General features: G+C 64.0%; 14 protein-coding genes, 2 tRNA genes and 1 pseudogene. 8 read left to right on the forward strand and 9 right to left on the reverse strand.

Annotated elements, in window-relative coordinates; all coding sequences use genetic code 11:
- Positions 1–620 (reverse strand): energy-coupling factor ABC transporter permease (locus tag ACI94_RS01780; RefSeq protein WP_286681025.1); only part of this gene is annotated, 620 nt, incomplete at its 3' end.
- A gap of 129 nt (positions 621–749) precedes the next feature.
- On the opposite strand from ACI94_RS01780, the gene ACI94_RS01785 reads away from it, so the two are divergent.
- Positions 750–2,081, forward strand: a complete 1,332-nt coding sequence (locus ACI94_RS01785) for a cobyrinate a,c-diamide synthase (RefSeq protein ID WP_273258822.1) — start codon at positions 750–752, stop codon at positions 2,079–2,081.
- A gap of 24 nt (positions 2,082–2,105) precedes the next feature.
- On the opposite strand, the gene ACI94_RS01790 is transcribed toward ACI94_RS01785, so the two are convergent.
- A complete protein-coding gene (locus tag ACI94_RS01790) occupies positions 2,106–2,465 on the reverse strand; it encodes a hypothetical protein (RefSeq protein ID WP_286681024.1) in 360 nt (119 codons plus the stop codon).
- 484 nt (positions 2,466–2,949) lie between these two features.
- Positions 2,950–3,309, reverse strand: coding sequence for a VOC family protein (locus tag ACI94_RS01795; RefSeq protein WP_066957371.1), 360 nt, complete (start codon positions 3,307–3,309; stop codon positions 2,950–2,952).
- 94 nt (positions 3,310–3,403) lie between these two features.
- Between ACI94_RS01795 and ACI94_RS01800 the strand changes: the two genes are divergently transcribed.
- The 3 genes from ACI94_RS01800 to ACI94_RS01810 all read left to right on the forward strand — a co-directional run bounded on the left by ACI94_RS01800 (position 3,404) and on the right by ACI94_RS01810 (position 6,752).
- Positions 3,404–4,252 (forward strand): aldo/keto reductase, encoded by an 849-nt coding sequence (locus ACI94_RS01800; protein WP_066957369.1) that lies wholly within the window; start codon positions 3,404–3,406, stop codon positions 4,250–4,252.
- Between the two features lie 115 nt (positions 4,253–4,367).
- On the forward strand, positions 4,368–5,549 hold the full coding sequence (locus tag ACI94_RS01805) for an MFS transporter (RefSeq protein WP_066957367.1): 1,182 nt from the start codon (positions 4,368–4,370) through the stop codon (positions 5,547–5,549).
- A 54-nt stretch (positions 5,550–5,603) separates the two neighbouring features.
- Positions 5,604–6,752, forward strand: coding sequence for a CPBP family intramembrane glutamic endopeptidase (locus ACI94_RS01810; protein WP_066957365.1), 1,149 nt, complete (start codon positions 5,604–5,606; stop codon positions 6,750–6,752).
- A gap of 153 nt (positions 6,753–6,905) precedes the next feature.
- On the opposite strand, the gene ACI94_RS01815 is transcribed toward ACI94_RS01810, so the two are convergent.
- From ACI94_RS01815 to ACI94_RS01825, 3 genes are all read right to left on the reverse strand, one after another.
- Positions 6,906–6,992, reverse strand: a tRNA-Ser gene (locus tag ACI94_RS01815).
- Positions 6,993–7,054: 62 nt separating this feature from the next.
- Positions 7,055–7,963: an RNA-guided pseudouridylation complex pseudouridine synthase subunit Cbf5 gene (locus ACI94_RS01820; protein WP_066957363.1), complete on the reverse strand. Its 909-nt coding sequence runs from the start codon at positions 7,961–7,963 to the stop codon at positions 7,055–7,057.
- Between the two features lie 5 nt (positions 7,964–7,968).
- A complete protein-coding gene (locus tag ACI94_RS01825) occupies positions 7,969–8,649 on the reverse strand; it encodes a uroporphyrinogen-III synthase (RefSeq protein WP_273258807.1) in 681 nt (226 codons plus the stop codon).
- A gap of 89 nt (positions 8,650–8,738) precedes the next feature.
- On the opposite strand from ACI94_RS01825, the gene ACI94_RS01830 reads away from it, so the two are divergent.
- The 4 genes from ACI94_RS01830 to ACI94_RS01845 are packed head-to-tail and all read left to right on the forward strand — an operon-like array spanning position 8,739 to position 12,212.
- On the forward strand, positions 8,739–9,950 hold the full coding sequence (locus tag ACI94_RS01830) for a tripartite tricarboxylate transporter permease (protein ID WP_066957359.1): 1,212 nt from the start codon (positions 8,739–8,741) through the stop codon (positions 9,948–9,950).
- Between the two features lie 34 nt (positions 9,951–9,984).
- Positions 9,985–10,845 carry an NOP5/NOP56 family protein gene (locus tag ACI94_RS01835; protein WP_066957358.1) on the forward strand — a complete coding sequence of 287 codons (861 nt, stop codon included), beginning with the start codon at positions 9,985–9,987 and terminating at the stop codon, positions 10,843–10,845.
- On the forward strand, positions 10,842–11,444 hold the full coding sequence (locus tag ACI94_RS01840; RefSeq protein ID WP_066957355.1) for a fibrillarin-like rRNA/tRNA 2'-O-methyltransferase: 603 nt from the start codon (positions 10,842–10,844) through the stop codon (positions 11,442–11,444). The genes ACI94_RS01835 and ACI94_RS01840 overlap by 4 nt, the downstream gene beginning before the upstream one ends.
- A 33-nt stretch (positions 11,445–11,477) precedes the next feature.
- Positions 11,478–12,212 (forward strand): DUF1614 domain-containing protein, encoded by a 735-nt coding sequence (locus tag ACI94_RS01845; protein ID WP_273258804.1) that lies wholly within the window; start codon positions 11,478–11,480, stop codon positions 12,210–12,212.
- A gap of 26 nt (positions 12,213–12,238) precedes the next feature.
- On the opposite strand, the gene ACI94_RS01850 is transcribed toward ACI94_RS01845, so the two are convergent.
- The 3 genes and pseudogenes from ACI94_RS01850 to ACI94_RS01860 all read right to left on the reverse strand — a co-directional run.
- Positions 12,239–13,078 (reverse strand): TIM barrel protein, encoded by an 840-nt coding sequence (locus ACI94_RS01850; RefSeq protein ID WP_066957351.1) that lies wholly within the window; start codon positions 13,076–13,078, stop codon positions 12,239–12,241.
- 40 nt (positions 13,079–13,118) lie between these two features.
- Positions 13,119–13,191: transfer RNA gene (locus tag ACI94_RS01855), tRNA-Gln, on the reverse strand.
- A gap of 52 nt (positions 13,192–13,243) precedes the next feature.
- Positions 13,244–13,528: pseudogene (locus ACI94_RS01860) on the reverse strand (thymidylate synthase); the annotation flags it as partial.

A 13,528-nucleotide genomic window follows, 5' to 3' on the forward strand; every position in this document is an offset into this window, starting at 1 on the left:
TTGAGCTGGACGATGTACTTGAATACCAGCGCGATGATCGCGCCTTCGATGATGGCGAGCGGAACCTGGGTGACGGCGAAGATCGCGGCGAAGGCCGTGAACGCCCCGAAGAACCCTGTCGTTCCCGGGAACGCAAGCGCAAGCTGGATCGAGGTGACGACGTAGGTGACGAGGTCCGCGAGGGCTGCGGCGCAAAAGACCGTCGCGTAGGTGTTTGCACCCGCCCGGGTCCCGGCTTTATAGATGAGGTAGGCGACGGCGGGCCCCGCGATCCCCATCGAGAAGACGTTCGCCCCGAGGGTGGTGATCCCGCCGTGGGCGAGGAAGACCGCCTGGAAGATGAGGACGATCAGGCCGAGGACGGCGGCGATGCAGGGGCCAAAGAGGATGCCGCCAAGCCCCGTCCCCGTGGGATGGGAGCAACTCCCGTTGAACGAGGGGAGTTTGAGCGAGGAGAGGACGAAGACGAATGCGCCTGCGACCGCAAGAAGCGGCAGGGCTTCTCGTTTCTCTTTGACGAGCCTGTCGAGTTGGTACAGTCCGATGACGATGAAGGGCAGGGAGACGAGGAACCAGATCTCCCACCAGGGGCTTGGTAAGAATCCTTCCATGATGTGCATGATGATCACCCGACCGCCCTCCTGGCGGTGCAATCAAATTAATTTGTTATAACTAAAAATATTTTTGATATATGCTGGTTATTCTCCCTCATATTTATCTTCTGCGGTATTGATGAGTACTGGAACGCTATGCGCCCGATTCCACGAATCGTCATCGCGGGAACCCACAGCGGCTGCGGCAAGACCACGCTTGCAAGCGGCCTGATGGCGGCGCTCACCGCCCGTGGGCTCGCCGTCCAGCCCTTCAAAGTGGGCCCGGATTTCATCGATCCCACGCATCACTCGGCCATCTGCGGCCGGACGTCCCGCAACCTCGATCCCTATATGATGGGAGAGGCGGGAGTACGGGAGACGTTCGTCCGTGCCTCCGCCGGGGCGGATATCGCCGTCGTCGAGGGTGCGATGGGGCTCTTCGACGGGCTTGAGGGGACCGATACCGCGAGCACGGCGCACGTCGCAAAGATCCTCGACGCCCCGGTCATTCTCGTGGTCGATGCAGGGGGTGCGTCGCGGAGCGTCCACGCCATGACCCAGGGCTACGCGGGGTTCGATCCGGCTGTCCGGGTCGCCGGAATCATCCTTAATCGGATCGGGAGCCCCCGCCATCTTGCCATGATCGAAGAGACGAAGAGCCTCCCGATCTACGGCGGGATCCCGCGGAGAAGGGATCTTGCGGTCGAAAGCCGGCACCTCGGGCTTGCGATGGCGGCCGAGACCGAGGCGATGGCACGGTTCGGTGCGGTGGTGGAGGAGACGTGCGATCTCTCCGGGATCCTGGACCTCGCCCGGTCGGCCCCGCCCCTTCCGGTGCCTCCGGATGTCCCCACCCGACCGGATGCAGGTGTCCGTATCGGCGTCGCCAATGACGCGGCGTTCTGTTTCTACTACCGCGACAACCTCGACCGGCTCGTGAGGGCCGGGGCGGACCTGGTCTTCTTCTCACCTCTGACGGATCGGCTCCCGGACGTGGACGCTCTCTACCTCGGGGGAGGCTACCCGGAACTCCACGCCGGGGCGCTTGCGGCCTCCCGGTGCCGTGAGGACGTGCGGCGGGCGGTCGGCGACGGCATGCCGGTCTACGCGGAGTGCGGGGGGCTCATCTACCTCACCGAGCGGCTTACGACCGATGAGGGTGATTTCCCGATGGCGGGCGTCCTCCCGGCGTCGGCCGCGATGACGAAACGCATCCAGGGGCTTGGCTACGTGGAGGCCCGGGTGGTCGGCGGGGCACCGGTGCTTGCACCGGGCTCCTCGTTCCGGGGCCACGAATTTCACTACTCGCGTCTCGATTGCGCTCCCGATGCACGGTTCGCCGTCGAACTCCTCCGCGGCCGGGGAATCGACAACGGCCGTGACGGCCTTTCCGTGCAGAACGCGGTCGGACAGTACACCCACGCCTACTTCCCGGAAGGCTTTGCTGAACGGTTGGTCCGAGCGGCCGTGGCATACCGGCGGGCGTAGAGTGCTCTGCACAAAAAAGAGGGTTTAGGAGGCGGTACTGGGGACGACTATGACCTCTCCTGTCGCTCCTGATGTCTGTGAAGTGTAGGTGTAGTTCCCTGTGGCCCTGAAGTTGTGGGCGAACGAGTTACCCGGCTGAAGCAGCCCGGAGTCAAAGAAGCCAGTTGAATCGGTCGTTGCTGTGACGGTCTGGTTTACCGTACCTTCATTGATCCAGCCTACCGTGGTCCCCGTGGGTACGGTGATCGAGCTCGGGCTAAACCCGCTGTCGGTGATGGAGACGATCTCATCAGCGACGGCAGCCGCCGGCGGTGCCGGCGGTGTCTCTGTTACATTCGCGGCGGAAGTCGTCGTCGGGGTCTCACCCCCGACAGGTGTCGTCACTGTTCCTGCGGGTGTCTCNNGTCTCGGTCTCTATCGGTGTCGTTACTGTTCCTGCGGGTGTCTCGGTAAGTCCCGGCGTAGCGCCGGGGGTCACCGTCTCGTTACCCGCTGGCTGTACACATCCTGCGATCATGATGCTCGCGATCACCATGAGGGCAAGGATACCAAACACTTTCTTCATGCGGTGGACGATGTTGCTTGGCGTAAATAAACTTTATCCTCCCTCTGAAAACGAAAATTCGGGGCGTAAAAACCTCGTTGGTGTGCGTCGTCTTCCCGCAGTAACGTTGGGTTGATGCAGAGAGCCTTTTAGGTATTATGCCGCACGAGAAGAGTCCGTTCCTTTACCCCCGGGCTGTCCGACCGTATTGACGATCCATCATTATGCTGCCCGCTCTCCGATGGAACACCCCCTCTCCCCGGGATCGATGGCTGGTGAAAGCATGTTCTGGTGTGAACTGCCCCGAGTCCGGCCGATACCCACTTACGCTGCCGTTGGGTCGCTTTCCCAGAGGCCCAGCCGGTTCTGCTCGGTATCCTCGCAGATGACGAAGTAGCCTCTCCCTGGAACCGCCCTCTTTGGGATCACGACCCTTCCTCCCGCCTTCTGGACCCGGGCTGCGTATTCCTCGACGGAGGGGACCCCGATGAAGACCGTTAGCGGCTCGCCGGCGTGGGCCCGGGGAATGATCTCGCCGCCTACCCCTCCGGTCTCGATCTCGAGATACCCCTCCTGCTCCATTCCGGGAAACGGTCTTATCCTCCAGGCGAAGACGTCCTCATAAAACGTCCGCGCCCTGCCGGTATCGCCGGCAGGGATGTTGAACCAGACTATTTTCGGCATATGGATACCTCCGGCTCCTGGTAGGATACCGGACGGATAACTCTTTGGTTCCTCGGTGAAGGTTTTATATCGCAAAGACCGGATAGGATAGCCCATGGAGGGGCTCATGAAGCGCCGGTTCGGAAGGACCGGGCAGGAGGTCACCCGGGTGGGGCTCGGGGGAGAGGGGGTTCTCCGGACCTACGGACGGCATGCGGAGGCAAAGGCCGTCATCACCGAGGCTCTCAATCAGGGGATCACCTACTTCGACTCGGCGAGGGTCTATGCGGGGAGCGAAGACTACTACGGGGAGGTCTGGGGGAGCCGCCCGGATCTCAGAGAACGGGTCTTTTTAGCCAGCAAGTCGGCAAGCCGGCAGCACGCCGATGCAGAGATGGATCTCCAGATGACCCTCCAGAGGATGAAGATCGAGACCCTCGACCTCTGGCAGATCCACGATGTCAGAACATTTACCGATATCAGGGATCTCGAGGGTTCTGACGGCGCCCTTGAGGCGTTCATCGAGGCGAGGGATTCCGGCATCGTCCGGTACATCGGGGTGACGGGGCACCACGACCCCGACGTCCTCTCGCATGCGGTGGAGGCCTGGCCGATTGACGCCGTGATGATGCCGGTCAACCCTGTCGAGGGCGCACCCGGCGGGTTCCTCTCGTCAACCCTCCCGGCCGCACGGGAGCAGGGGGTCGCGGTCATCGGGATGAAGGTGCTTGGAGGATCGCACTACCTCTCCTCCGATGCGGGGGTGACGGCGGAGATCCTCGTCCGCTACGCCCTCGCCCAGGACATCACCGTCGCAATCGTCGGGTGCTCGACGCCTCTCGAGGTTCAGGCGCTTGCTGCCGCCGCACGGAAGGGCCCCCTTCCCGATGAGGAAGCAGCGGCGCTCGTTGAGGCGTTCCGGCCCTACGCCCGCGAGCTCGCGTACTACCGGGAACCCATGTGAAGGGGCTCCGGCGAAAAACCTTTTCCGCTATCGATATACGCTGACGGTACCTACCTAACGGTGGGAGGGGAGCGGCGCCACACCGACGGCGGCAGCCGCGTGGAGAGGAAAGACCGTGACTGCCAGGGATCTGCTACACCGCATTGCCGCATCGCCGGACGTCATTCTCGTGCTGGTCGTGCTCGTCATCTTCATGGATATGATGATCTACGGCCTTCTTATCCCGATCTTTCCACAATACGCACCCCGTTTCGGGGTGGACGAATCGGTCATCGGGATGGTCTTTGGGACCTACGCCGCCATGCTCCTCCTCTTCTCCATTCCAATGGGCCTCCTCTCCGATCGGGTGGGGCGCCGCCCCCTCATCGTCGTCGGGATGCTCCTCCTCGCCCTCGCGACGGCACTCTTCGGGTTTTCGACGACGATAACGCATCTCTTCATCGCCCGGACTGTTCAGGGGATATCGGCCGCAGCCACCTGGTCTGCCGGGCTTGCACTCCTTGCCGATACCTGCGACCCGGCGAGGCTCGGGGAGAGGATGGGTATCGCTCTTTCGGCCGTCGGGTTCGGGACGATCGTCGGGCCGGTCGTCGGCGGGCTGCTCTTCGAGTACCTGGGCTACACCGCGACCTTCCTCGTCCCGGCGCTCCTCGCCGCCGTCGTCGGCCTCGTAGTCTTGGCTATCCCGGTGCCGACCTGCAGACAGGACCGCTCACCGATGCTGCCGTCGGGTGCCCTCCTTCCGCTGGCCGCCTGTGCCGCCGCGATCGTTGCCGCCTCCTGGACCTACGGCGTCATCGACCCTTACCTGCCGGTCTACCTGCATGACACATTTGCAGCATCCCCGGCGATGATCGGGCTTGTCTTTGCGGTGCTCGCGGTCGCGACCATCCTCGCCCAGCCGGTCGCAGGAAGAATCTACGACCGGTATGGGGGGAGCCGCTACCTCATCGGCGGAGGACTCTCCTTCTCCGGGGTTGCGATCCTCGCCGCCGTACAGGCTCCTGCCCTCATGCTCACCGTCGCCGCCGTCTTCGTACTGGGGGTCTTTCTGAGCTGCGCCCTGGTTCCGGTGATGCCGATCCTCTCCGGCATCTATCGCGATCACGGCTCGCAGGGCGCTGCTTATGGTATCTACAACACCTTCTACTCCGTGGGTCTTGCGGCCGGACCGTTCGCGGGCGCTGCTCTCCTTGGTTCGTTGCCGTTGCCGGCGATCTTTCTTTCGCAGGCGGTCTTCCTTGCCATCGTGGGAGTTTTAATCTGGATCCTTATAGGGCGGCTGCATTGGCGGTGAACGCTACGTTCTTCTGCTCCCGACCCAAAGGGTACCAGACTTACCGAGGATCCCATGTCGCTAGAACCCTGCCGCCGCCACGCCCCGGAACTGCTGATCATCTTCTTCGGCCTCCTCACCCTGATTGCGGCCTTCGGGGGAGTCGGCGGGGAGGTGGGCTCGTTTCTTGCCGCAGCGCTCGATGTATCAGTCTTTGTCATCCTCGCGATGCTTGTCTATCTCGCGAGGATCCGGCACCCTGCGTTCCGGTGGATTGCGGTCCTCTGGCTCCTCCTCATCATCGGGGGGTTTGCGCTCGCTGCGGCCGGTTTTGGAATCCTCGCGATCGTCCCGGCGGATGTGCTCGAAGCCGATGAACCCGATATCGATGCGGTCGATCTCGGCCTGGCTGCAGAGGTGGCTCTCCTTCTCCTCGGCGTCCTTGCGGCAGGGAGCGTAAGCCTCGTCGGCCTCTCACGCCGGTTCCGGGTATGGCTTGCGGGGTACCTCCCGTTCGACCCGGACTCGCTGCTTCATACGGTTGCGCTCGTGGTCATCCTTGCGATGATCCTCATCCCGCCGGTCCCGCTCCTGGTCTCCGGGGGTCCGCCGTTCCTCTCGCAGCCCATCCTCGATCTCCTGTTCGAGTCCGGGGACCTCCTCGCGGAGTCGGTCACGCTGAATGCATATACCCTCTTCTGGACGCTCATCGGTTCGTTCTTCATCGCCGGGGCTTGCGTCCGCCGGACCATCCCCGAGACCCTGGACCGGCTCGGGCTCGTCCGGCCGACGGGAAGGGAGATCCTTCTTGCCATCGGTGCGGCAATTCTACTCGTGGTCGCGTTCCACTTCATCGACCCGGCGCTCGCCGCTCTGGTGGGCTGGCTCGGCATTCCGGTCACCGACGAGGAGGCCGTCAACCTCCTCTTTGCAGGCACTCTCACCCTGCCCGGGATCATCGCGGCGTCCATAGCAGCGGGGTTTGGCGAGGAAGTGAGTATCCGCGGCCTGCTCCAGCCCCGGTTTGGCATCCTCATCCCGGCGCTCCTCTTTGCGTCGCTCCACGCGTTTCAGTACAGCTGGGACGGCCTCATCTCGGTCTTTATGGCGGGGATCGCTTTCGCGTACATCCGGCAGTACGCGAACACCACGACATCGGCGATCACGCACACTGTCTACGACCTGGTGCTCTTTGCTCTGATGATGCTCGGGATATCGTTTTGACGTGGAGATCCCGGATGTTTCTCTCCTTGCGCCAGGATGTATAGGCGGCCGGACCCTCTGTCCACCGGATAGCTTCGCCGCCCGGGAGCCCGCCGGTATACCGCCTGGGATCTCACTGGACGCAAACTACAACAACAGTAACAAAAACAATAGCGCTGAGGGGGAGATTTGAACTCCCGAGGGGCTCAACGCCCCACGGGCTTTCCAGGCCCGCGCCTTACCGGTCTAGACTACCTCAGCACAGAATGTGCATCATTAGTTGGCGGGATACTCTATTAATAATATCTCCTGGAACGCCCCTCTCACTCTCTTGCGTGCACCTTCCAGCCCCTCGGATAGGTGCCGGGCCGCATCAGAACGGTGGAGGGGGCGATGACAAATCCGGGGGAGCCGGGTTTTACCTTCGCAGAACTGACGAGGGCTTTCCCGAGCCCGACGAGCTCGCCGCGCTGCGTCATGATCGCGACCGTCTCGCCCTTCCCAAACCCGCCCACCAACTCCCTGATCCCCACCCCGGCGAGGATCGCGCCGCGGCAGACGGCGTCGACCGCGGTATCGCGGATGACGACTTTTGGGAGGTCCGCGACGGCGGCCTCCGGTGGTAGGATCATCCGCCGGAGGGGTGCGGGGTTGCCGTCCCGGGCCTCTCCTGCGGCATCGGCGAGTTCATGGAGCGTGACGGCGGCAGCCTCGTCGAACGGGCCCGAGCGTATCCGCCGGAGTTCTTCCATGTGGCCGCAGGTCCCTATGGCGTAGCCCATATGGATGCAGAGCGTCCGGATGTAGGTCCCGGCGTCGCACCTGACCCGGAAGAGGACGAGCCGGCCTTCCATATCGAGGATCTCGAGCTCATGGATCTTTCGGATCCGGAGGCTCCGCTTGACTGCGCTCTTCTTGGGCGGCCGCTGGTAGATCCGGCCGACGAACTCCGCCGCAACCCGGTCGACGTCCTTGCGGTCCGCGTCGCCATGGAGCCGCATCAGACAGACGTACTCCTTGTTGTGAGAGAGGAGGACTGGGGCGAGCCGGACGGCGTTGCCGAACATGACGATGAGCACGCCTGAGACCTGTGGGTCGAGCGTCCCGGCGTGGCCGACCCGCCGCCCGAGGATATCCCCGACCCAGGCGGTCACCTGGTGGCTGCTCGGCCCCCGGGGTTTGTCGATGACGACGATCCCGGATTCGGGTATGATCTCTTCCTCTCCGTTCAACGCTCTCACCGGCTCTCCAGGTAGCGGTTCAGTGTCTCAAGGGTTCCTGCAAGCGATCCGTCTCCGACGACCGCCGGGGGGTGCCCGCCGGCCCGCATGGCATCGGCGGTGATCTCGCCGATGGCGAGGAGGAGGAGGTCGTCGCGGGGCTGCCACCGGGCCTCGCGGTAGGACATCGCGCTCGTGAAGAGGACTGCGTCGGCGTCATCAAGCGCAAGTTCGGTCCCTGTGGGGACGAGGGCATAGACCCGCTCCTCCCTGACCTTCCCTCCCGCTGCGGTGATCGCCTCGAGGAGGCGCGGGTTCGGGACGTCGGCCCGCGGGATCCCGATCGTCCGGCCCCGGAGCCAGTCGCCGAGGTAGGGGACGAAGTCCCGGGAGTAGAACGAGGGGAGAACCTCCGCCTCGATCCCGGCCTCCCTGAGGACTTCGGCGGTCTTCGGCCCGATTGCGATCACCCGGGGCCAGCGCTCAAGCCTCGGTCCGACGATTGCGGCGGGAAGAGCGCTTGAGAAGAAGAGGCAGTCGAACTCGCCCCGGTGGACGGCCTCGACGAATGAAGCGACGCGTTCGGGCCGCAGTTCCGCCCGAAGGGGCGAGACCGTGTAGCAGTCGTGACCATAGGTTGCGCAGAGGGCGCGGTCGCCCGCTGCCTTGTCTTCGAGCCGGGTGATGGCGATCTTCATCGTTACAACCTTCGCCCCGGTGGAATATGACTGTATCGGGCGATGCAATTCGGTTGATTTATCCCCAACCGCTCTGACCGATATTTTGTGTGCTCATAAGTATTCTGCTCGGGGCCGCGGTCGGGATCGGTTGCGGCGCCGTGAGCGGTCTTGTACCCGGGATCCATGCAAACACCGTGGCGGGTCTTCTCCTATCGCTCCAGGCGCTGCTGCTCGCCTGGTTCGACCCGGTGTTCATCGCCTCTGCGATGTTTGCCACGCTTGTAGCGCATACGTTCCTCGACAACGTCCCGGGCACCTTCCTTGGCATCCCGGATGCCGACACCTCGCTTGCGGTCCTCCCGGCGCACGCCCTCTGCCTCGATGGTCGGGGTGAGGAGGCCGTCCGGATATCGGCTCTCGGGAGCGCTCTTGGTGTCGTCCTCTCCCTCCCGCTCGCGCTCGCCTTCGTCCTCGTCCTCCCGGCGCTCCAGCCGGCGATCGACTGGGGGATTGGTCTTGTCATCCTCGCGGTTGCGGGCTACCTCATCGTCGTCTCCGAATCTCCCGGCTGGGCGTTCGCGGTCTTTTCGGTCTCCGGGGTTCTCGGACTCTTCTCGCTCGGCTACTCATTCCTCGCCTGGTCGACGGGCGGGGAGTCCGGGGTGCTGATGCCCCTCCTCTCGGGGCTTTTCGGGATCGCGGTCCTCCTCCAGGCATCGCACGGGGCGATGCCGGTGCAGCACTTCTCGGGGATCGATCTCCCGCCGGGTGCGCTCCGGCGGGGCTCTCTCCTCGGCTCGGCTGTCGGAGCCCTCGTCGGCTGGCTCCCGGGCCTCTCGAACGCCACGGCTAACGCCCTTCTCACCTCGGTCGTCGGCTACGACACAAACCCCCGGGAGTACATCCTCGCGACCAGCGCCGCAAACACCGTGAACGCTTTCCTCGGGCTTGCCGCCTTCTACGCCATATCCCGGACGCGGAGCGGCGTGATGGCCGCGATCGGGGCGCTCGAAGAGATCCCGCCTGCGACCGCGATCCTCCTTGCGGGTGCGATAGCCGCAGTCGGGGCCTACCTCCTGACGGTCCGCCTCTCCTCGATGGCCGCGTGGTTCTCCGGCATGAGCGTCAAAAAGTTAAATTACGGCGTCATCGCCTTTGTCGCCCTCCTTTCCTTCTTCCTCTGCGGCCCGTTCGGGGTGCTCGTCCTCATACTTGCTACGGCCGTCGGCTACGTCCCGGCCCTCGTCAACATCCGCCGGGTCTACTGCATGGGGGCGATCATGGTCCCGGTGATGGCCTACTCATTCGGGCTCGCCTGACGCTCTTATATCGACCAAGCCCCAATACGGTACTATGCTACAGCGCTACTGGTTCGGAGACGTCGATGAGAGCGGGTGCCGGCCCGCCGGCACCGATCCAGCCAGGCTCGCAGAGCGGGCCGCCACGCTCCGCACCGGTATGGAGTCATACGCCCCCATAGAGTGGGAGGTTGCCCGGGACTGCGGGGTCATCCGGACGCGGGAGGAGTACATCAACCTGCTCCGTGCGGTCACTACGACCCTTGCCCGGCAAAAGATTGCCCAATCATACCAGGCCCGCGACGTCGAGCTCCTCCAGATGGTCCGGATGCTCGACGAACTCGACAATGTCATCAACCTCCTCCAGGAACGCGCCGCGGAGTGGTACCAGGTCACGAATCCCTCGTTCTCCCGGAAGTACCGCTCCCTCCCGGCAAAGAAGATGCTCGCGATCGTTCGCAGAGGTGCAGGGGGAGGTCTAGCGGACGTCGCAGGCGAGATCGAACGGCTCGCCGGGACGCGGAGCCGTCTGATGCGGGAGGTCTCGGCCCGGGCCGACGAGGTTATGCCGAACACGAGCGCCCTCATCGGCGGGCTGGTCGCGGCCCGTCTCCTCTCCTGTGCAGGGGGACTTGCCGCGCTAGCAAGGATGCCGGGGAGCACCATCCAGGTCCTCGGCTCGGAGCGGGCGCTCTTTTCGCACCTCCGGGGCGGGTCGCCGCCGCCGAAGCACGGGATCATCTTCCAGCACCGACGGGTCCACAACGCGCCAAAAGAGGTCCGGGGCCGGGTGGCCCGGGTGCTCGCGGCGAAGCTCGCCATCGCCGCTCGACTTGACTATTACCGGGGAGAGGCGGTGCCGGAGTTCATCGAGGATGCCCAGGCACGGATCGACGAGGCGGGGGTAGTGAGATGATCTGGCTTGGGAACGTGCTCGTCTCGCCCGGCGAGGGCGGGGTCTACGGGGAGCGAACGCTCGATGGCTACCGGGTCTGGGACCCCTACCGGAGCAAGTTTGCGGCGCTTTATGCCCTCGGTGGCGGGATAGACCTTATGCCTGAGATGCGGGTGCTCTACCTCGGTGCGGCGAACGGGACCACGGTCTCGCACGTCGCCGACTACGTCGAGACCGTCTACGCGGTGGAGTTTGCCCCCCGGCCGATGCAGGACCTCCTTGAGGTGGCCCGCCGGAGGAAGAATATCGTCCCGATCATGGCCGACGCGGGGAGGCCGGAGGAGTATGCGCCGTTCATGGAGGGGGTGGACCTGGTCTACCAGGATGTGGCGCAGCCAAACCAGGTCGAGATCGCGGAGCGGAACCTCGTCTTCCTCAAACCCGGCGGGCACCTCATCCTGATGCTCAAGACCCGGAGCGTGGACGTCCGGCGTGACCCGGCCGAGGTGCTCGCGGAGGCCCGGGCCGGGCTTGAGAAGCACCTTGTCGTCGTGGATGTCCGGTGGCTCGAGCCCTACCACCAGGATCACGCCGCGATCGTCTGCTCGCTTCCGGAGTAGCTTATATTATAGATGAGGAGGAGACCTTTCGGCATGGACCGAGTCATCTTCAACCCGTTCTCCCCCGTGATGCTCCTCCTTCTCTTCGGTTTGTTCGTTCTCTTCATCCTTGCCATTGTTGTCTTTCCGATCCTCTTTCTCTCGGCGATCGGGGCGACGTTCACGAGGCTCGGGTTCTCCTGGTGGCAGGCGCTCGTCATACTCTTCCTGATCCTCATCGGAAGTTTCATCAATATCCCCATCCGGACGCTCACAAGCCGCCCGGCCTCGCCTGTCTACGACCGCTACGTCGCCATGTACGGACGGCTCTACCGCATCCCGCAGCCGGTGTCGCGGACGGTCCTCGCGGTCAACGTCGGCGGTGCCGTGATTCCTGTCCTGATATCGCTCTACCTGCTCTACGACTCGGTCATAATCAGCGGCGGCTACCTGCTCTTCGGGCTTGCCCTCGTCGGGGTCGGGGTCGTGACGGTCGTGACAAAACTCGTCGCCCGCCCGGTGCCGGGCCTCGGGATCGCGACCCCGTTCTTCATCCCGCCGCTTGCGGCGCTCATTGCGGCGCTCATCCTCTCGGTCTTTGCGGGCGGCGTCCCGGGCTCGTCGGTGATCATCGCCTACGTGAGCGGGACGCTTGGGACCCTGATCGGGGCGGATCTCCTGAACCTCCACCGTATTGCGGACCTCGGGGCGCCGATGGCGAGTATCGGGGGGGCGGGGACGTTTGATGGGATCTTTTTGACGGGGATCATCGCGGCGCTTCTGGCGTGAGGGAGGGGCTGGCAGAGAGTTATATATTAATCTCTCCCGCCCCGGGCATGCCCCTCCCAGAGCCCGGCAAAGACCCGCGCCTGCCGGGCATAAACCTCCGGGGAGTCCTCCTTATACTCGAGCGTCGTCGGGACGGCTGGGTGCCGTCGGAGCCGGGAGACGACGGCGTTAAGATCGAGCCCGCCCTCGGGATGGTCGAGTTCGAGGTGTTCGTCGGTGATCGAGCCGCGGCGGATGTTCGAGAGGTGGTGGTGAGTCACGTTAAGGGCATCGAACCGCTCAAGTTCCTCTGTAAATGAGAGGCCGCGATAGTTTGTTGTGCAGGCAAGGTGGGGAAAGTCGAGGCAGAAGTGGGTGATCGTCTCGCCCGCAAGGGCTGTGAGATCTTTGGCGGTATTCCCGAGGAGGGGGTAGCCGGCGTAGACCGCGGGGAGGTTCTCGAGCGCAAACCGTGGATCGGAGTGGCGGTCGAGGAATCCGGCGAAGGTCTCCCTCGCGGCTGCATCGGCGCCCGGCTCGTAGCGTCCGGCGTGGAGGACGATCGTCTCCGCACCAAGGACGTCGGCGGCTTCAAGCGTCTGGCTCATCGCCTCCTCAACGTACGCCTCGATCTCCTTGATTGGCCGGTTGTCGTAGGCGGCCGGGGCACAGGGGTTGACGCCGTGGCCGTGGTGGGGAGCGTGGATGACGGCCGGGATGCCGGCGGCGGCGATCCGGTCGAGGTGCTCGCGAAAGAGGGGCTGGGGGAGCAGGACTGCCTGGACCTGGACGTGGTGGATAGCCTCCTCTTCGTAGAGTGCGGTGAGCCGGGCGAGGGTCTTTGGATCATCGAGCCGGACGGTGCCGCCGAGGTTGTAATCAGGCATAATCTACTGTATGGTTGAGAATCAGAAAAAAGCTCGAGTATAGCCCGGAGCAGATTCGAACTGCTGTCGCGAGATCCAGAGTCTCGCATGATTGACCGCTACACTACCGGGCTGCTACAATTGCGCTCTAAAATGTTATATTTAGTTCCTAATTAACCTGACGGCTCAGCGGCGTACTTCGGACGACCGCGGGCACTTCCCGCACACCCTGCAGACCTCGGCGATAGGCCGGATCTCCGTCCCGGATCTGCAGAACGGCTCGATATCGTTGAGATCCCGCCTGTAGTATACGTGGGGGACGAGCGCGATGTGGGTGTAGCGCCCGCAGGGGACACCGAGTCGATCCGCGATCGCCTTCTGGAGGTGCACGAGCGCATACATATTCGACCCGGCGGCGGAGAGGATATCGTTGCTCCGGAAGACGACCTTCATCTGGAGTTTTCCGTCCCG

It is taken from the genome of Methanoculleus sp. DTU007, from assembly GCF_001512385.1.
GTDB lineage: Archaea > Halobacteriota > Methanomicrobia > Methanomicrobiales > Methanoculleaceae > Methanoculleus > Methanoculleus thermophilus.